Here is a 20,427-nt window from a genome sequence, read left to right as displayed (position 1 = left end):
TGCCAGGCTTTTTGCTTTATTTTTAGCTCTTTTTTCTTAATTTTGAAGGAAAATAAATGCTTCATGGAAATCAAAATAAGACCTGCTGTTTTTACCGATTTAGATACAATATTGGAAATCATCAATCACCAAATACTGAACAGTACTTCGATTTATGATTATGAGCCACGTGATTTTGAAACCCATAAATTGTGGTTTGAAGACAAGTTAGCCCATGATTTACCTGTAATTGTCGCTGAAACTGAAAATGGAACGATTGGATATGCAACTTATGGCACTTTTCGTCATAAAATAGGCTACCGTTTTACAGTGGAACATTCTGTTTATGTTGCGGATGAATTTTTAGGAAAAGGCGTTGGTAAATTATTATTGGCTGAATTAATTCAATTGGCAACAAAACAAAAATACCACACTATGATTGGCGTTATTGACTCCGAAAACAAAGGAAGTATCGCTTTTCATCAAAAATTTGGTTTTGAAACCGTTGGCGTTATCAAAGAATCTGGCTATAAATTTGATCGTTGGTTGAGTTCCGTTTTCATGCAATTGATTTTGGAGTGATTTTTTTACCACAAATTACACAAATTTGCACAAATTAATTGTTGAGAATATAGGATTGAAATATTTACAGAAGCTAAATTGAGGCGATTTTAAAGTGTATCTTTGCGACTTTATAATTATTATGAGCTTTACTCTTCTTTCATCGCCTTTACAAGGATTTACCGACTTTCGTTTTAGAAACGCACAAAACAAACTTTTTGGCGGAATTGATACTTTTTACTCACCATATATTCGCTTAAACGGAAAAATGGTAATCAAAGCCTCTTATGAACGTGATCTGCTTCCTGAAAACAATCTTGATTTAGAGGTTATTCCGCAAGTGATAACAAATGATGCCGATGAATTTTTATTTGTGGCTAAATATGTTCGAGAATTGGGTTATAAAGAATTAAACTGGAATTTAGGTTGTCCGTATCCTATGGTCACCAAATCTGGTATGGGTTCTGGTTTGATCAGCAATCCCGAAAAAATCAATAACATTCTTCACAGAGCACATACTGAATCTGACATTATTGTGTCTATGAAAATGCGTTTGGGTTATGAAAACAGTGAAGAAATTCTTGACGTTTTACCTGTTTTGGATACGTATCCTATTAAAAATATTGCGATTCATGCGCGTATTGGGAAACAACTGTATAAAGGTGGTGTAAACTTAGATGCGTTTCAATTATGTGTTGATAACACCAAACATAAATTATATTACAATGGTGATATAACTTCGGTGGCTAAGTTTCATGAAATGCAAGAACGATTTCCAACTATTGATCACTGGATGATAGGACGAGGATTAATTTCGGATCCTTTTTTACCTAACATGATAAAAAATAATACTTCAGAATATCCTACAAATAAAATAGAATTATTCAGTACGTTTCACAATACTTTGTATGCTATTTATAGTGAATCACTTTCCGGATCTACTCATATATTACTAAAAATGTATCACTTATGGGAATATTTCTCTGCTACATTTTCTAATCCGCATAAAGTTTTGAAGAAAATAAAAAAAGCGCAAAGTATTCGGAATTATGAAGCAGCTGTCGCAGATATTTTCAAAAACGAAAAATTCTAATTCAAAAATAAACGATTAAGAAACTATGAATAATTAAGCAACGAGTGTTACCAGTACTTAATGTGTTAGTGATTATCATTTGACAAATATTAAATTCTTAGTTAGTCCATAAAAAAAATGAGATTTTCAGCTGCTGAAAATCTCATTTTTTTTATAGAACTAGTAGAATATAATTAGGCTTTGATCCAGTTCATTACTTCAGGATCAGTTACTAATGTTTGTGGCGAAATTACTTTTTCTAATTCTCCTTTTTCGTTGATCAGGTATTTTTGGAAATTCCACTCTACGGCAGAATCCTGTAGTCCGTTTTTAGATTTTTGTGTCAAAAACTGATAAATAGCCGCCATATCTTCTCCTTTTACAGATACTTTGTCCATCATAGGAAAAGAAACACCATAATTCATTTGGCAAAACGTAGCGATTTCTTCGTTAGTTCCTGGCTCCTGTGAAGCAAAATTATTAGCTGGAAAACCCACAATTACCAAGCCTTTGTCCTTATATTCTTTATAAATAGCTTCTAAATCTTTATACTGTGGAGTTAGACCACATTTTGAAGCAGTATTTACTATTATTACTTTTTTGCCTTTTAAAGATGCAAAATCAAAACTCTTACCTGATAAATCTTCAACTTTAAATTGATAAATGGTTTCTTTTGTTATTGTTGGAGTTTTCATGGTAGTTTCAGATTTTTTAGGTTGTGCCTGATTTTGGCAGCTAAATAATAGTAAAGTGCAGGTGGCTGCAAATACAAGTTTTTTCATAATTGAAATTTTTTATAAAATTAAAAAAATATTTGTTTTAAAAAAGTGTTTTTTAGTTAAACAGTAGTTAAATAAAAAAGAAGCCTGACACTATGAATTGCCAGGCCTCCAAACAAATAAACAACAAATCTTAATGTGGTATTTAAAACGTGTAGGTAATCTTTCCTTTCATGAAGAAAGGCGTTCCTGGAGTAAAATGAATTTCTTCGACACTTTCAGGCTCATTTTGAAGCCTGGATTCTGTTGCAAACTGCGTTTCGTTCCATGCCGTGTCAAAAATATTCTCTACTGCAATTCCGAAATTGATATTCTTATATTGATAATTAACATTTAAATCGGAAATAAAATAACCTTTGGCAACAATGGAATTATCTTCATTTGCCGGACGATTTTTCAAATAACGATATCTGATTCCTCCTGAAAAACCATTCAATTTCTGGAAACTCAAACCACCTGTCGTCGTGAAATCTGGCGCTAAAGGAATGTAATCCTGACCTTTTGGTTCATCAATACTTCTGGCGTACGTATAATTTGCATCAGCATCAAAATACAACCAATCGTTCAATTGATAACGCAGTCCTAACTCTGCTCCCATACGTCTTGATTTTCCGCTTGGCTCAATGATTCCAGCATCTCCCACGTAAACAAACTCCTGTTCTAAAAATAAATACCATAATGCAGAATTTACAATTAACTTTGGAAATGGTTTCCAAATGGTTCCAATATCCGTTCCTATCGCGGTTGGCAAAATTTGCTTTCCACTGTTTTGAACCACTACGCGTGCATCATTCGAATGAAAACCCATTCCTGATTTTACAAAAAATTGTAAATTATTATTCTGCGAATAAATAAAATTCAGTTTTGGAGAAAATTTCACTTTCGATTCCGATTGTGTTTTGTAATTGTCCATCAATTTATCTTGATAATTGAATTTTAAATAATCCAATCGAATCGCTGGGTTTATCATCAGTTTTCCAAAGTTGAATTCAGAATTCAAATAGGTGAACAAATTAGACTGATCGATATCACCTAATTTTATATTCTCAAGAACAGTTCTTCTGTTCAAAGTATGTGAAAGCTCCGTATCTGTTGTTGCATCAGCACGAAAACCAGCTCCAAATTGCAACAATACATCAATATCATTTAATTTTGTTTTCTTGTTTAACTCGGCATTCATTCCATAAATATCTCTGTTTTCTTTCTGTTTAATTTGGTCGCCATTAATTGGATCGTCCAAGAAAAAAGTAAAATTAGAATACAATTCAAATTGATAATTGGAATAAAAAGCATTTGCCTTTAAGAACGTATTTTCATCAATTGGTTTACTCAAACTTGCATTAAAATTGGTTCGAGAAGTAGTTCCTCCTTCAGTATCATCAACTGCGCCAAATCTTGAAATCGTTCCATTATCAACTAAACGTTGCGGAATTTGACCAGAAGCGTACCATTTGCTGGTAAAGCGAGAGGCCAAGATTGAAAATTTGCTGTTATCCTTCAGAATAGCAGAATATTTACCCAATAAATTGACTCTGCTAAAATTTTGTGGAGAATCAAATGGACCATCTGTTAGGATATATTCTGTGGCAATGTAAGCACTTTGCGTTTTTTGGTTGCCCAAAAGATTAAAAAGCCCCACCGTTCTCAGCGTATTAAATTGTCCAACTTCGACACCAATACTACTTTTTTCAATTTTATCCTTAGTTTGGAAGGCAACGTATCCTGCCGTAGCAAAATCCCCTTTGTTGGCATAATACGTGCCCTTTCCAAAATCTATTTTTTCTACCGTTTCCGGGATTACAAAATGCAAATCAGCGTAACCCTGACCATGTGCGTGAGATACCATATTTACTGGCATTCCATCTACCGAAATGGCAATATCAGTACCGTGATCAATATCAAAACCTCTCAAAAATATTTGTTCTGCTTTTCCACCGCCAGCATGTTGCCCAATGAATAATCCTGGTACTTTTCTCAAAATTTCTTGCGAAGAATTTACCGGTGTCGTTTGCAAATCTATTTTTGAAATGACATTCATAGCTGATAGTTTGGGTTGAATAACAATTTCATCTAATCTAAAAATATCATCTTCCAAAATAATTGTATCATCCATTGAAGTAATGGTGAAATCTGATTTTTTATATCCTAAAGCCGTTATTTTAATCACATTTCCAACAACCGTTTTATCCAAACTGAACATTCCAAATTCGTTTGTGTGCGCATGGCATCCGGAATTGGTGTTAACTAAATAAGCATTCTCAACAGGATTTCCATCGCGATCCAAAACTTTTTCTTTTTGGATTTGGCCATAAGAAGACAACCCAAAAAGGGTAATCATCACTAATATAAAACTTTTCATCCGTTATAATTGGTTTACCTTTTTCTCATAAATAGGTCCCAATTCATACAAGCTAGACAGTAATTCTTCCTTAATAGGTTTCGTTTTAAGTGCTAAATTATTTGATTTATAAATCATGGCCAAGTGGTATTGTACCTTAGGTTCAAAGGATTTTCCAACCACATGATTCTGAGCAATTTCTAATGCTTTTTTATTTTCACCTATATTTAAATAGGACCAAGCCAATAAATCATAGGAATCAGCAGTAGGTCTATTTGCAACTTCAATTTTAGCAATTTCTAATGCTTTTGAAGCCGTTTCTTTATCATCAGCATAAATCAAAGCATTGTATTTATTGTACATTGCACCATAATTATTTTTTTCCATCATAGAAAAATAAGCGTTTCTATTTTTTATTTCATTGACCTTATCCCCTTCAAATTGAGCAATTTGAGATTTCAGCAGATAAAAATCAGGTGTGTTGTGAGTTGCAGCAATAACATCAATAATTCGGTTGGCCTCAACTGTATTTCTTTCTTTGGAGAATATAATCCAAGCAATCCCTTTTAAAGCATAGGAATAGTTAGGCTCCAAGGCTAATGTTTTTAAAAAACTATCATAAGACTCTTGGATTCTTCCAGCATGCCCATAAAAATCTCCTAAATTAGAGTAGGACCAAATTTTAAGACCCTTATTATCGTCTTTTTCAGCAATATCTCTTGCTTTTTCCATGAAAGTAATTGCCGTCTCTAAGTCGCCTTTGTGGTCGTTCCATTTTGCTAGTCGAATTAAATAATCAAAACTATTCATATCTCTAAAAGCATTCAAATTTTTTACTGCTTCAGGATAATTACCCAATTCCATTTGGACATCGAACAATAATTTTTGAGTTTCTTTTTTTTCTTCACCAATGGCTAATGCTTTATTTGCTAAAACTAAAGCTTCTTTAAAACGGTGTTGTGAAATATAATTGCGAGATAAAGAACGAATGGTTGACACCTTTGAATATTGATTAGATTCATTGTATTTTGTCAATAATTCTTCGCTTTTATATAGATTCTTAACATCACCGGTATGTTCAAAAAGGGTATTATAGTTTGCTGCAAGCTGACTTAAGTAACTCATTTGGTTTGGCGCCGCATCGTATTTTTTTTGCCAATAATCGATTTCATTATGAGCAAAAGTCAATGATTTATTTTCCTTTAAAGTCAAGTATTTATTATAGTCGTCTGCTTTTGTAATTTGTTCTGATTTAGTTTCGCAACCGAATAGGAAACCGATTGTAAAAACTAAAAATGATATTGTTTTTAAAGTTTTCATACTCTAATTGTTTTGTATGTTTGTTTGTTTGTTTGTTTAAAAAAAAGCAGAGCGAATAGTTCTTATGGATACCGCTCTGCTTTTTTTGATAAATATTACCAAGCAGAAGCTAAGTACGGGAAAGAAGTCCCAAATGCTTTATCATTTGAATTCACATTATCTTTGGTAAGAGTTGGATTAGATCCACCTGTAGGTCCACCAAAAATCAATAGCAATTCAACATCTATAACGTCATCTGCCAAAGCTCTTCCTGTTAAAACGTTCGTTCCGTCAAAGAAAGTGGTTGGTGCAGTTTTAGATACTCCTAATACATCTGTCGCCAAAAGACCTGATAACTGAGCAGCAGTTTGACCCAAAGCATTTGTAGTATACCCAGAATTCAACGCTAATAATCTAGATTGAAAAATAGATTGGTATTTAGCTCCCATAGCCGAAGGAATAGCAGCATTAAAATCATCTTTAGGCTGTCCTGAAGCAACGAATACCGTATTGATTGCTGGTCTTGCCATTTGATCTTGCTGAACAAAAGTTCCTGAAAAATCAAGGCTTACAGAAGAATCACCGTTTGAATCGTCATTATCACAATTTACTGAAACAACTGCAGCAACTAGTGCGATTGTTATAATTTTGAATTTATTTGTTTTACTCATGATGTTTGTATTTAAGAAATCGTAATTTTCGATTTCATGTTTATTACTTTTTTAAATAAAATTAATTATTGTTTTTTCTTAGTTTCAGCCCAAACATTTATTGTGCTTGATGAACCCAACATTGTTTTTGGAACTTCTACTACAATTGACATTACATTAGTTCCTGCAAATGTGTCTTTCCCTGGATTATTAAATCCTGTAGCAGTTCCTCCAAGAATTGCTTGAAATTGACCTAAATCAAAAAAGAAAGGATCATCTCTTGGTCCTGCAAAAAATTTCATTCCGTTTTGTTCCGCTGTTAAAGCTGTTGCACCATATTGAGATATAGTAACATTTCCTGAAGCAGCAGTAGTTTTAATTGTACTTGTTGTTCCGGTTTTTCCTGGAGCTATTGGTCCAAAGAAATACATCTTGTCGTCTCTCTTAATTGCTTGAATCACTAAATCTTCAACATTGTCCCCATTGTTATCGATATTAATTTCTACCATAACATTGTCTTTAAATGTAGCAGCACCAGTAGCATTAGGACTCAACAATCCTTGTGTGTTTACTGCAAATACTAAATTACTCGTGTTTTGCCCTTGAAAAGCATATACATCCGTAATATCTCCTGCGTCTCCTGACATTGTTGCGGGAGCATCAATGTGATCCGCTGCTACTATAATTAAGCCCGAAACCGCCACTAGCGATAGACCTAAAATCATTTTTGTTTTTTTCATTTTGTTTTAAATTAAAAGGTTATTCAGTCATTTACGGGATAGTTTCCGATTTGGTTTTCTAAAACATAAAAAAAAATCAATTTAATTATTAAGTATTTGCAATTCAATACTTTACATCCTTAAAAAAAATACAATTATTTTCAATTTATTTTATTTACTGTCTTGAATTCGATAAAATCGAGTATTTTTAAATAAGATTGTATAAGTTTGTAGAAGAAAAACAATAAGATATGAGTCAAGAAGAGTTATTAGTCCTAATTTATAAGAAAGACGAAAGGGCATTTACACATTTATATGATATGTATTCCAAAAGTCTCTTTTCGGTTGTCAATGTTCTTGTAAAAAATAGAGAAGAAGCTGAAGACGTACTTCAGGAAGTATTTGTTAAAATATGGAAAAACATAGATTCCTATCATGAAAGTAAGGGAAGATTCTACACTTGGATTCTCAATATTGCTAGAAATACATCGATAGATAAACTACGTTCTAAAAACTTTAATAACAGTCAAAAAAACCTTTCTACTGATAATTTCGTAAATCACTTTGAAGACAGTTCTAAATTGTCTGAAAAAATGGATACTATAGGTTTACAGGAATTTGTAAAAAGGCTGAAACCAAAATGTATTCAAATAATTGATTTACTGTTTTTTAAAGGGTATACTCAGCAAGAAGCTTCAGATGAACTGGCAATACCTTTGGGGACAGTAAAAACGCAAAATAGAAACTGTATTAACGATCTACGAAATTATTTGAAAGTATAATGGAAACAAAAGAATATATTGAATCAGGAATTCTGGAACTCTATGTTTACGGTTCACTAAGTGAAACTGAAAGCGAGGAGGTTGCCACAATGGCAAAAAACAACCCGGAAATAAATGCTGAAATTATCGCTATTGAGAAATCAATTGTGTCGCTATCATCTAGCTTTTCACCATTTCATTCGGTAGCTAATTTCGAAAAAATTAAAGAGAAATTAGAGCTAAAACATGTTGAAGTCATACAATTAGAACCTACTAAAAACAGGTCTCAATACATTGGTTGGGCCGCAGCTGTGTTATTATTGGTAGGTATTGGTTACCAATACAATCAGTTAAATCAGACTTCAACGCAAGTCGCCAATACTGCAATTGAAAAAGCAAAATTAGAGAAAGAGTTTAATGTATTAAAATTGAAAAATACGGCTAATGAAACCAGTTTAGCGGTTGTTAGAGACGTTAAAAACACGGTTGTGGCCCTTGGCGGACAAGCAGTTGCTCCAGAATCTTCGGCAAAAGTGTATTGGAATCAAGACACTAAAGTAGTGTATATTGATGCTGCTGGTTTACCAGAACCACCAGAAGGAATGGTGTATCAAGTTTGGGCACTACAATTAAGCCCTTTGACTCCAACCAGTATTGGATTGTTAGAAGACTTCGATGTGAACGAACAAAAATTATTTGCAGTGAATAATGCTAATGAGGCAGAAGCTTTTGGAATTACACTTGAACCTAAAGGAGGAAGTTTAACTCCTACAATGGAGCAATTATATACTTTAGGAAAAGTATAAAAACATATTTTCTAGTAATAAAAAAGGTTCAACTTTGCAGTTGAACCTTTTTTTATGAAAAATATTTACCACTTATTTCTTGTAATACTTCTTATATTTAGGATAGGAAACGGCTCCAAATAAAGCAATTCCTCCTAATGAATACCAAATCCAGCTCAATGAATGTGCTTCACCACTAGCATACGAATGTAATCCTACCAAGTGAAAGTTTACCCCATAATAGGTGAATAAAATGGATATAAAAGCAAACATACTCATCAAATTAAAAATCCATTTTCCTCTCAAAGAAGGAACAAAACGAGCATGAATGACAAAAGCATACACCATAATACTGATTAAAGCCCAAGTTTCTTTTGGATCCCAACCCCAGTAACGTCCCCAACTTTCATTGGCCCATTGTCCTCCAAGGAAGTTTCCTATAGTCAACATTATCAAACCAATTGTTAACGCTAATTCATTGATATAAGTGATTTCCTGAATATTCAAATCCATTTTGGCTTTGTTTTTTTCATTGGTAAATAAAATCAACAATAATGAAACTGCTCCTAAAATAAATCCTAAAGCAAACGGGCCATAACTAGCCACAATTACTGCAACGTGTATCATTAACCAGTAGGAATTTAGAACAGGTTGCAAATTTGCAATTTCAGGATCAATCCAGTTCATGTAGGCTGCTGCCAAAATCATAGCCGTTACAAATGCGGATGAAGCTACAGTAAGCTTCGATTTTCTATCGAAAGCTAAACCAAAAAACATCGTTGCCCAAGCCACATATATGATCGATTCATACGCATTACTCCAAGGTGCGTGACCGGAAATATACCATCTAGCGATTAATCCAAAGGTGTGTAAAGCAAACAATGCAAGAATAACAATGTGCATGAAATTAACCAAGTAATTCAATACTTTTCTTTCCTTGAAGATGTTCATAATGGTAAACAACAACATTAAAACAGAAGCGAAAATGTACCAATACGGCAATTTTTTGAATACATCATATTTATTATACAAGACTTCCGAAGTAATCTTTTCTTCGCTAGGCATCACTTTGCTACCAAAACGTTTTTGAAAACCATTGATACTTTCTAATAATTCATCGGCAGTTTTGAAATCATTGGTACTTGAAGCATTTGCTAACGAACCGAAATACAAAGGCAATACATTTTTAGTATACGTTGCTTCCATCCCTTTGAATCCAGCTTCATTGAGTTCTAAGTAGGAAACCCATTTGTTATTTTTATCCTCAGGTAGTGGGAAAATCTTTAAGATTCGTCCGCTCAAGGCAGATTCCATCAGATTGACTTTCTTGTCGGTTTCTATAAAATCCTTTTCAAACTGATTCGGATTTGCAGCTTTGAAGGCTTCTTCTAAATATTTAGTAAGCTTATAATTTCCCTTTTTATCAAAGAAAGAGACAAAAGGAGCAAATTTTGCCTCTTTATCAATTCCGATAATTTTACGAATACTATCATTTCCACTTTTGATGTAAATAATTGGAATTTCAATCCAGTAACTCGCGTATTGTGTCATGGACAAAAATACTTGATCGGAATTCATTCCTTTGTAAGAATCGTCATGACTCACTTTACGCAACAACTCTGATGAAAACGTGTTAATAGGTTTCATTCTTCCACCACCATCTTGGATCACAAGTCGGCCAAATTTAGCTGCGTGTCCTTCCGGCACTTTGTATTTTGTTATTAGAGCATTAAGTTCCTCTTGACTTAAAACTTCTTTAATGTGGTTTGAGTGTGTTGCAGGTGCTGCTTCAGCTTCCGTATGCGCATGTCCTTCATGATCTGCATGATCATGTTCTTGTTCCTGTGCAAAACTATTGAAACTAAATAAGAGCATTAAAATAGTCAACAATTTTGCTTTTTTCATTTTCACGACTTCTAACTTGCGTTTGATATCCGCAAAACGAGAATATTTAGTAAACATAATGGCCATCATGGCAAAATACAACATAAAATAACCCGCGTATGTTAGGGCAGTTCCCCAAAAATCATGATTAACTGATAATACTGTTCCTTTTTCATCAGGATCAAAACTAGATTGAAAAAAGCGGTAGCCTTCATGATCTAACACATTATTCATATAAATTCTGGCATCAAATGTTTCTTTGTCCATGACGGTTACTTTACTTTCAAACGAGGAATAACTTTTCTCTGTTCCAGGATATTTCTGTGCAATAAAGTCATTTAGTTTAATCTTAAATGGCAAAATATACGCTTTACTTCCGTAGAAAAAAGTATAGTCAATGTTTCCAATCTTTACTGTTTTAGACTCCCCTATTTTACCTTTAGAACCTAAAATAGTTACTGTTTTTTCTTGTCCCTCTGCTTTGACTTTAAGTACCAATGCGTCTTCATGAGTTTTCGCTTTAAAATCATTTTCAGATTCATAATCTACGACGCCCTTAACTGCTGGATCTGGAAATACAAAACGCATTTCGCCAATACTGTATAAAGAGCGCATCATTAGCGGCTGTACATTATCTTTTGTGACTTTGCCTTGCAGTTTATCAGCCATCCTCATAAAGTTCCCTTCAAAAGGGGTTTGGATCGTATACGCACTTCCTGTGGTAGTAATGTTTATAGCACCATCCGTATATTTATTTAATGAAAATAATACATTATGAATGTTTTGCACTTCGCCTTCTTTCAAGAAATGCTCGTGACGACCGCCATCTCCTGCTTCCACTATTTTTAAATATACAATTCCGTTTGGATCGGGTTTGATATATTCTTTAGCTCCCATAATGAAGTTTTCATATTCTACTTCAAATGGTGTATCAGCAAATTTTTCGGAAATACTAAAACTATTATTTGTCGCTGGGGAAAGCAATACTTTCTTTTCAAAAACCCTGCGTTTCATTTCGCCCTTATATTCACCATCTACAAAAACAGTAAGAAAGGTTTTATCTGAAAAAATTTGATTTTCAGCTGCGCCTTCGCGAATGGGCATCATTCCTTCATAGCTGATATAACGTGTAACAAAAGCACCCGCAATAATAAATATAAAAGACAAATGGAGTAATAAAGTAGCCCATTTTTCCTTTTTTAATAGCTGGTAACGCTTAATATTCCCAATAAAATTGATTAAGAAAAAGACGTGAATGGCTTCAAACCACCATGCATTGTAGATTAAAATTTTTGCGGTATCGGTGTTGTATTTACTTTCGATAAAAGTTCCGGTTGCCATGGCTACTGCGTAAGCAATAAAAAGAAAAGCCATTAATCGAGTTGAAAACAAAAAAGAAAATATTTTTTTATCCATTTTTATGGGATTATGTTTTGTAAAAGTGCCACAAAAGTACTTAAAAATGTTGACTTCTATATTCGGACATTTGTTAATTTAATCCAAAATTAAGTGTGGTAGACAAAGCTAAAAATATTCTCTTTTTTGGGATAATATCACTGTTTTAGCAGCGTAAAATTTGACTAAAACTCTTAATATTTTTTTCCTAATTTTGTCCCATGGTCAAAGTAGTAATTATCGGTTCTGGAAATGTGGCGCAACATTTGATTGCTGCATTTCAAAACGGTCCAAATTCAGGAACGGAAATCAAATTGGTGCAGGTCTATTCCAGACAAATCGCTACAGTTTCTCATTTAGTGGAATTGGATAAAATCACAAATGAATGGGAATCCTTAATGGAGGCCGATTTATATATTATTGCCGTTTCAGATGATGCCATTTCACTCGTTGCCGCTGCGCTTCCCTTCAAAAATAGATTGGTGGTACATACTTCTGGCAGTGTTCCTTTGAACGCATTGAATGATGAAAACCGAAAAGGAGTTTTCTATCCTTTGCAAACATTTACGAAGAACAAACCAGTCGATTTCACGACTATTCCCATCTGTTTAGAAAGCGAGAATGCAACTGATTTTCAATTACTGAGTAAAGTAGCTAAATCAATATCTGATTCTATTTTCGCCATTAACTCCCAGCAACGAAAAGCCTTACATGTTGCAGCCGTATTTGTCAATAATTTCACAAATCATTTGTACCAAATAGGGGAAGAAATTTGTCAGGAGCATCAGGTACCGTTTGGCATTTTAAAACCTTTAATTACTGAAACTGCAAATAAAATAATGGTACTTTCGCCGCAGGATGCACAAACAGGCCCTGCAAAACGCAATGATACGGTCACTATTGAAGCCCATCAAGCTTTTTTATCAAATGAAAATCATCTCAATATTTATAATATACTAACACAATCTATACAGCATAATGGCAAAAAGTTATAAAGAAATAATGAATGACATCACTACTTTTATTTTTGATGTCGATGGCGTTCTTACAGACAGCTCTGTTTTTGTAACTAACGAAGGTGAAATTCTAAGAACAATGAATATTCGTGATGGTTACGCCATGAAAGCGGCAGTAGAAAGTGGGTATAATGTGTGCATTATTTCAGGAGGAAGCAATGAAGGGGTTCGGGTCCGATTGCGGAATCTTGGAATTACAGATATTTATTTGGGTACGTCAGATAAAGTTCAAACGTTTGATGAATATACAGATGTTTACCAAATAAATCCAGAACACGTTCTCTACATGGGCGATGATATTCCAGATTATCATGTGATGAAATTAGTGGGTTTATCCACTTGTCCACAAGATGCAAGTCCTGAAATAAAAGCGATTTCAAAATATATTTCGCACAAAAATGGAGGAAAAGGAGCTGCACGCGATGTCATTGAACAAGTGATGAAAGCGCAAGGTAAATGGATGGCTCATTTTGATGGAAAACACGATTAGATTAACGATTTTTAATTTCAAATTTTTGATTTCAGATTTTTGATTTCAGATTTTGAGAAAACCCATAACTCCTAACTTTTAAATGAAATTCCTAAAACTCATCCGCTACCAAAACCTGCTGATGCTTGCTTTTATGCAGCTTATTTTTAGGTACGGATTTTTTAAAATTCAAAATGTTCCTTTGGCATTAACCGATTGGCAGTATTTGCTTTTGGTCTTATCTACGGTTTTGCTCGCTGCTGGTGGCTACATTATCAATAATATTTTTGACCAAGACACTGATAACAGCAATAATCCCAATTCCGTAATTGTAGGCAAAAGTATTTCTGAAAATCAAGCATATAATTTATACGGAATTTTTACTGTTACGGGCGTAGTTATTGGTTTTTACCTTTCAAATGTGATACAAAAACCAGGCTTTGCCTCTCTTTTTATTCTGATTGCAGCTGCACTTTATTTGTACGCCAGCAGTTTGAAACAAATGATGCTCATTGGTAATATTATTGTCGCTTTATTACTTTCCTTTAGTGTACTTATTATTGGATTTTTTGATTTATATCCTGCTATAGGAATAGACAATCCGCAACAAATGAGAATCTTTTTTTCTATATTATTGGATTATGCTATATTTGCTTTTATGATTAACCTGCTTAGAGAAATAGTTAAAGACATCGAAGATATACATGGCGATTACAACCAAGGAATGAACACGTTCCCTATTGCAATAGGGAAATCAAAAACTGCAAAAATAGTTTGTGTATTAAGTTTAATTCCGCTCTCTTTTATCCTGTATTACATCAATAAATACCTAATCGAAGTGGTATTTGTAACGGTTTATTTGTTGGTTTTTGTTGTTGGTCCGCTACTGTTTTTCACCATAAAAATATGGACGGCCACATCTAAAAAAGAATTCCATAACTTGAGTTCACTTTTGAAATTAATCTTGTTTTTTGGAATTTTATCTGTTGTAGTTATTAGTTTAAATATAAAATATAATGCTTAGAAATCAATTAAAAAAATACCGCTTAATTTTAGCATCGGGATCGCCAAGACGCCAACAATTCTTTAAAGATTTAGATTTGGATTTTGAAATCCGACTCAAAGAAATTGAAGAAATTTATCCCCCAGAATTAAGTGGACATGAAATCACTACGTATTTGGCCGAACTAAAAGCGAGTGCTTTTGAAGGCGAACTGCAGCCCCACGAAATTCTGATCACTAGTGACACCATCGTTTGGCACAACAATAAAGCTTTGGGTAAACCAAAAGATGAACAAGAGGCCTATGAAATTCTAAAATCACTATCGAATGCGACTCATGAAGTCATTACTTCCGTTTGTTTTAAAACCAATGAAAAAGTAGATGTATTGTATGAAGTAACGAAAGTCACTTTCAACGAGTTAAGCGATGAATCGATTAGGTTTTACTTAGAAAATTACAAACCGTATGACAAAGCAGGTGCGTATGGCATTCAAGAATGGATTGGGTTTATAGGTGTTGCAAAAATTGAAGGTTCGTATGCTAATGTGATGGGAATGCCAACTGATAAAGTATTTGAATATTTACGTAAATTAGTCTAATTTAAAGGATGGAAATGTCATTTATACACGAATACACAAAGGAATTAATTGCCACTGGAATTTTAGGAATTTCGCTTATTTTTTTAAGAATTGTTGCTACAAAACTAGTGCGTCGTTATGCAAAGACGAACCAAACTTTAGAGCACAGAACAAATTTAGTGATTAAATACCTGCATTTATTGATCAATATTTTAGTGATAATTGCTTTGATAATTATTTGGGGAGTTCAAACTAAAGATATTACCATAGCACTTTCTTCCATTACCACTGTTGTAGGTGTGGCTTTATTTGCGCAATGGTCCATTTTGAGCAACATTACAGCGGGTGTAATTTTGTTCTTTTCATTTCCATTTAAAATTGGTGATGTCATAAAAATACATGACAAAGATTTTCCCGTTATGGCTGAAATAGAAGATATTGGCGCTTTTCATGTTTTCTTAAAGACAAGTGATGGAGAAATAATCATATATCCCAACAACCTTCTGTTGCAAAAAGGAATATCTATATTAGAAAAACAATTCAATGATAAAGAATACGTAGATTAATTCATAACTTTATAGCTTATCTAGTGATCTAAAGGGTAAACCTATTTAAAATTATTTTTAAAATAAATCAGATAGCACTCAATTTTAATTATTTACAACAAAAAGCAGATTCAAATTGGAAGTCCGTTAACATGTTATAGAAGGTTTACTGCTACTTAATAAATATATTCTATTGTTTTTCTGAGCAATTTGTAGTCATTATTTACAGCGCTTGTGAAGTAGGAAATGCTATCTCCTTATTGGTAATCAAGCACGAAAACTAAAGATTAAAAGGTGATAATTATGTAACTATTGACAAAAAATGTATAATACATTGCTCTTTATAAAGCTACATATTTGTCAGTTGAAAGTAGTCCAATATTAGTTCTTTTTAACACAACACTGGTAAAATATGAATGATACCCTAAAAGTTCCCTTTTATGCTAAATTTTCGCTGACTTTGTTGGGATTAATTGCTATTGTATTTATTTTCTATATTGGCCAGAACATCTTGATTCCAGTAATGATGTCCTTTCTATTTGCCATCTTACTGTATCCTATGGTTCAGTTTTTTAAGTTAAAACTTCGATTCCCACATGTACTGGCGGTAATGATTGCGGTACTGTTTTTTGTTTTAATTTTTATTGGTCTTTTTGTATTTCTTTCTTTCCAACTTAGTGATTTTGCAGATGATTTTGATAAAATTGAAAGAAATATAAACATTCACCTTAGAAATATTCAAGGATTTGTAAGAGATAATTTTCACTTAAGTTCCAGAGAACAAAAGCAATATATTGATACCGCTACCGAAGACTCCATGGAAAAAGGAAAAGAAATTATTGGTACAACATTAATGTCGTTTACGGACACTTTGGTAAACCTTACTTTGATTCCCATCTATACTTTTTTAATCCTTTTATACAGAACCCATTTTTTGCTGTTTTTATCCAAATTAGTTAAAAAAGAAAACCATGAGCAACTAAAAAATATTCTAACGAATATTAGGGTTGCAATCAACAGCTACATTGTAGGATTAATTATTGAAATGATCTTAATTTCAGCAATGACAACTTTTGGTTTTATGCTGATCGGAGTAAAATATGCTATTTTATTAGGAATTGTTACAGGAATTCTAAACCTGATTCCTTATATCGGAATTCTCTTTGCGGGACTTTTAAGCATCGTTGCTTCGCTAACTGGCTCACCGGATTTATCGATAATTATTGGTGTCATAGTGATTACCATCGTCGTTCAATTAATAGATAATAACATTATTGTGCCAGTGATTGTAAGTTCTAAAGTCGAAATAAATGCGTTCGTTTCGATTATTGGAATCATCATCGGGGGAGCAATTGCTGGAGTTTCCGGTATGTTTTTAGCACTTCCAATTCTGGCCGTTTTAAAAGTGATTTTTGACCGAGTAGAATCTCTAGAAGCATGGGGCTATTTGATGGGAGATCATTTACCTAAAACTTATACTTGGCGAAAAATTAAATTACCGCTTTTTGATTCAGAAGCACCACCTGAAAAAAACACAATAAAAACGGATCTTCCTTTACCCGTGTTTACGGAAACCACCACTGAAAATTCGAGTAATCGAACTGATGTATAATGTAAAAAAAATAGCTTAAAATTCTATTTTTATTAAAATCTCAATGCAATTGACACGAAATTTTCTTAAGATTGCCTTTTCATTTTTTTTCAGTTGATATCCAAACAATGTATAAAAAAATAAATCTTATTTTGCTTCTTATATTGTTCAGTTGTTTTCAAACTTCTGTGGCACAAGAAACAACGAAAAAGAAAGATTCATCCGGCGTTTATACAAATATTAAAAATTATTCCAAGAAGAACAAGTTTACACGTTTGATGCACAAGCTAGTTTTTAGATCACCAGTAATAAAAAAGAAAGGAATTAAAGAAGTTCAAAAAAAATACGGATTCTTTGAAGGTAAAATTATTAGAAAAATTACCATTGTAACTCTTGATCCCTTTGGATATTCTGAAATTGATACTTTAAAAAAACCAAAAAATTGGGCAGAAAGAAACGGGAATAAAATCCATATTAAAACAAACCGGCTCGCCATACTCAATTTATTGCTCATCAAAAAAAATACCCCATTTGATTCCTTATTAGTAAGAGAATCTGAGCGTTTAATAAGAACGCAACGCTTCATTAATCGCGTCGATGTTGCACCAAAATTGATTAGTAGCAGTTCGGATTCTGTTGACATCTCGATTCGGGTTTTAGACTCTTGGAGCCTTGTTCCTAAAGGTTCTCTTTCTAGCTCCAGAGCCAGTTTTGAGTTGAATGACCGCAATTTCTTAGGATTTGGTCATCAGTTTGAAAATAAATTCAGAAATAGATTCAGTGATGGCAAAAGTGCTTACGCTGTTTCTTATACAGTACCCAATATAAAAAATACGTTTATAAATACAAAAGTTAGTTATACTATTGATTTAGAAGGATATTATGGAAAAAGTATCACTATTGATCGTCCTTTCTACTCGCCTTTGACAAAATGGGCTGGTGGAATCTATTTAGACCAGCAATTTAGAAAAGACACCCTACCCGACTCCAATTTAGTTTTTGCTTTTCAGAACTTTAAATTCAATACCCATGATTTTTGGGCGGGAAGATCTTTTAGAATTTTTAAAGGAAATACGGAAAGGGAGCGAACAACAAATCTGATTACAGCCGGTCGATTTTTACATTTGCAGTATTTGGAAAGCCCGATTTTTGATTATGATCGTAGTGATTTTTATTCTAATGAAAAACTGGCCTTGATAGGCATCGGTATTTCATCTCGAAAATTTATCAGAGACCGCTATATTTTCCAAAATGGAATTATTGAAGATGTACCAATCGGAAAAATATATGGCATAACAACGGGTTATCAGCATAAAAATAGCGCTGGACGTTATTATTTGGGCGGTCGCGCTGCATTTGGAAACTTCTTCAAATGGGGATTTTTGAGTGCTAATTTTGAATTAGGTACTTTTTTTGAGAAATCAACAACCAAACAAACCGCATTTTCATTTCAGGCCAACTATTTTACGAATTTAATGCAGCTTGGAAAATGGAAACTACGGCAGTTCATTAAACCACAGCTGGTGATTGGTTCCAACCGGGTAGATGCCATTGGAGATCAACTTTCAATCAATGAAAATTACGGCCTAAATGGCTTTAGAATAGCTGAATATGGAACTGAAAAAGCTATACTAACCTTGCAAACGCAATTTTACAGCCCTTGGAATCTTTGGGGTTTACGACTAAATCCTTATTTTAATTATTCTGTTGCCATGTTAGGAAATGCTAAAAAAGGATTAACGGAAAGTAAGGCCTATTCGAAAATTGGTATTGGACTAATCATAAATAATGATTTTTTAGTGTTTAGCGCCTTTCAAATATCACTCTCCTATTATCCATCCATTCCTGGAAATGGAGAAAACATTTTCAAAACGAATTCTTTTGAGACAACTGATTTTGGTTTTCAAGATTTTGAACTTGCAAAACCTCGGACTGTAATCTATAGATGATCGAAATACAAATCCATTTGTCTCTTATAATAACAAAAACAGGTAAAGCATTACTTTTCAAAACATTAAAAATAGAAATCAAAACAGCAAAGCGTGAATTTTATAATTAAATACCATAATTGTATAAGTTTTTATAAAGTATTATTGTTTACTTTTATACTATAATTATTCATAACTAAAACCAAAATAAATGAAAAAAGTTACCTTTTATTTAATGATGATGGTATTGTCATTAAGTGTTGTTCCTACTCAAATGTTAGCAGCTGAAAAAAACCCAACAGCAATTGCTAATACTCCAAAAGAAGTGCCTGCAGAAGTTAAAGTATTGCTTAATCGTCTTGACGAAATAAAAGCAATGGACAAATCTTCTTTGAATTCAGCAGAGAAAAAAGAATTACGTAAAGAAGTTCGTGCTATCAAAACTGAATTAAGATCTACAGGAAACGGAGTTTATTTGTCTGTAGGAGCTATCATTATTGTTATTCTTTTGTTGATTCTTTTGTTATAAACAACTCAAAAATAAAAAGTTAAAAAAGGAAACGATTGTTCGTTTCCTTTTTTTTTGATTACAACTAATCGTATCTATTGTTTTTATTAATGGCATAGTTGTTGGCTATACTGAAGGATATAGAGATAAAAAAAATAATTATTAAATAAATATTGAAAAACATGAAAACATTAAAATTAATCGCAGTCGCTATAGTTTTTTTAGTAAGTACTAACGCTATACAAGCACAAGTTTCAGTAAACGTAAACATTGGTAGTCCTCCAGCTTGGGGTCCAGTAGGATATTCTGCAGTAGACTACTATTATTTACCTGATGTTGAAGCCTATTATGATATTAGAAATACTCAATTTATTTATTTTGGTGGAGGACAATGGATACGCTCCAGAAACCTTCCCACTCGATATAGAAACTACAATTTATACAATGGATATAAAGTAGTGCTTAATGATTATTATGCTGCGACCTATTCGCGATGCAACTTTTTTAGAAACTTAAGATAGTTTTTTAAGTTTTCATTTCTATTTTCTAGGCTAAAATCGGAAATAAC

General features: G+C 33.1%; 18 protein-coding genes and 1 pseudogene. 13 read left to right on the top strand and 6 right to left on the bottom strand.

Annotated elements, in window-relative coordinates; genetic code table 11:
- The first annotated feature begins 63 nt into the window (after positions 1-63).
- Positions 64-561 (top strand): GNAT family N-acetyltransferase, encoded by a 498-nt coding sequence (locus BUC11_RS11010; RefSeq protein WP_073354053.1) that lies wholly within the window; start codon positions 64-66, stop codon positions 559-561.
- 121 nt (positions 562-682) lie between these two features.
- Positions 683-1,633, top strand: coding sequence for a tRNA dihydrouridine synthase (locus tag BUC11_RS11005; RefSeq protein ID WP_073354051.1), 951 nt, complete (start codon positions 683-685; stop codon positions 1,631-1,633).
- Between the two features lie 173 nt (positions 1,634-1,806).
- Here the strand turns inward: BUC11_RS11005 and BUC11_RS11000 are convergent, their stop codons facing one another.
- The 5 genes from BUC11_RS11000 to BUC11_RS10980 form a co-directional block, all read right to left on the bottom strand.
- Positions 1,807-2,394 (bottom strand): glutathione peroxidase, encoded by a 588-nt coding sequence (locus tag BUC11_RS11000; RefSeq protein WP_073354050.1) that lies wholly within the window; start codon positions 2,392-2,394, stop codon positions 1,807-1,809.
- 142 nt (positions 2,395-2,536) lie between these two features.
- Complete coding sequence (locus BUC11_RS10995; protein ID WP_073354049.1) at positions 2,537-4,750, bottom strand: TonB-dependent receptor; 2,214 nt, start codon at positions 4,748-4,750, stop codon at positions 2,537-2,539.
- Positions 4,751-4,753: 3 nt separating this feature from the next.
- Complete coding sequence (locus BUC11_RS10990; protein WP_073354047.1) at positions 4,754-6,049, bottom strand: tetratricopeptide repeat protein; 1,296 nt, start codon at positions 6,047-6,049, stop codon at positions 4,754-4,756.
- A 95-nt stretch (positions 6,050-6,144) separates the two neighbouring features.
- Entirely contained in the window at positions 6,145-6,699 is a 555-nt protein-coding gene (locus tag BUC11_RS10985) for a DUF4331 family protein (RefSeq protein ID WP_073354046.1), read from the bottom strand.
- Positions 6,700-6,764: 65 nt separating this feature from the next.
- Entirely contained in the window at positions 6,765-7,418 is a 654-nt protein-coding gene (locus tag BUC11_RS10980; RefSeq protein ID WP_073354044.1) for a DUF4331 family protein, read from the bottom strand.
- A gap of 230 nt (positions 7,419-7,648) precedes the next feature.
- Between BUC11_RS10980 and BUC11_RS10975 the strand changes: the two genes are divergently transcribed.
- Positions 7,649-8,179 (top strand): RNA polymerase sigma factor, encoded by a 531-nt coding sequence (locus BUC11_RS10975; protein ID WP_073354043.1) that lies wholly within the window; start codon positions 7,649-7,651, stop codon positions 8,177-8,179.
- Positions 8,179-8,964, top strand: coding sequence for an anti-sigma factor (locus tag BUC11_RS10970; protein WP_073354041.1), 786 nt, complete (start codon positions 8,179-8,181; stop codon positions 8,962-8,964). Before BUC11_RS10975 ends, BUC11_RS10970 begins: the two co-directional genes overlap by 1 nt.
- A 72-nt stretch (positions 8,965-9,036) precedes the next feature.
- On the opposite strand, the gene ccsA is transcribed toward BUC11_RS10970, so the two are convergent.
- Positions 9,037-12,243 (bottom strand): cytochrome c biogenesis protein CcsA, encoded by a 3,207-nt coding sequence (ccsA, locus tag BUC11_RS10965; RefSeq protein ID WP_073354039.1) that lies wholly within the window; start codon positions 12,241-12,243, stop codon positions 9,037-9,039.
- 200 nt (positions 12,244-12,443) lie between these two features.
- Between ccsA and BUC11_RS10960 the strand changes: the two genes are divergently transcribed.
- From BUC11_RS10960 to BUC11_RS10920, 9 genes and pseudogenes are all read left to right on the top strand, one after another.
- Positions 12,444-13,217 carry a Rossmann-like and DUF2520 domain-containing protein gene (locus BUC11_RS10960; protein WP_073354037.1) on the top strand — a complete coding sequence of 258 codons (774 nt, stop codon included), beginning with the start codon at positions 12,444-12,446 and terminating at the stop codon, positions 13,215-13,217.
- Positions 13,201-13,728: a KdsC family phosphatase gene (locus tag BUC11_RS10955; protein ID WP_073354036.1), complete on the top strand. Its 528-nt coding sequence runs from the start codon at positions 13,201-13,203 to the stop codon at positions 13,726-13,728. The genes BUC11_RS10960 and BUC11_RS10955 overlap by 17 nt, the downstream gene beginning before the upstream one ends.
- Before the next feature lie 82 nt (positions 13,729-13,810).
- A complete protein-coding gene (locus BUC11_RS10950) occupies positions 13,811-14,731 on the top strand; it encodes a geranylgeranylglycerol-phosphate geranylgeranyltransferase (RefSeq protein WP_073354034.1) in 921 nt (306 codons plus the stop codon).
- Positions 14,724-15,308 (top strand): Maf-like protein, encoded by a 585-nt coding sequence (locus BUC11_RS10945; RefSeq protein WP_073354032.1) that lies wholly within the window; start codon positions 14,724-14,726, stop codon positions 15,306-15,308. Before BUC11_RS10950 ends, BUC11_RS10945 begins: the two co-directional genes overlap by 8 nt.
- 14 nt (positions 15,309-15,322) lie before the next feature.
- Entirely contained in the window at positions 15,323-15,853 is a 531-nt protein-coding gene (locus BUC11_RS10940) for a mechanosensitive ion channel domain-containing protein (protein ID WP_073354104.1), read from the top strand.
- A gap of 391 nt (positions 15,854-16,244) precedes the next feature.
- On the top strand, positions 16,245-17,444 hold the full coding sequence (locus BUC11_RS10935; RefSeq protein ID WP_073354031.1) for an AI-2E family transporter: 1,200 nt from the start codon (positions 16,245-16,247) through the stop codon (positions 17,442-17,444).
- Positions 17,445-17,551: 107 nt separating this feature from the next.
- A complete protein-coding gene (locus BUC11_RS10930) occupies positions 17,552-19,372 on the top strand; it encodes a BamA/TamA family outer membrane protein (RefSeq protein ID WP_073354029.1) in 1,821 nt (606 codons plus the stop codon).
- 190 nt (positions 19,373-19,562) lie between these two features.
- On the top strand, positions 19,563-19,880 hold the full coding sequence (locus tag BUC11_RS10925; protein WP_073354026.1) for a hypothetical protein: 318 nt from the start codon (positions 19,563-19,565) through the stop codon (positions 19,878-19,880).
- A gap of 161 nt (positions 19,881-20,041) precedes the next feature.
- A pseudogene (locus BUC11_RS10920) lies at positions 20,042-20,344 on the top strand (hypothetical protein); the annotation flags it as partial.
- Positions 20,345-20,427: the final 83 nt, after the last annotated feature.

Origin of the sequence: Flavobacterium xanthum (assembly GCF_900142695.1) — a bacterium.
GTDB classification, from domain to species: domain Bacteria; phylum Bacteroidota; class Bacteroidia; order Flavobacteriales; family Flavobacteriaceae; genus Flavobacterium; species Flavobacterium xanthum.
This window is presented reverse-complemented; position numbering and strand designations above follow the sequence as displayed.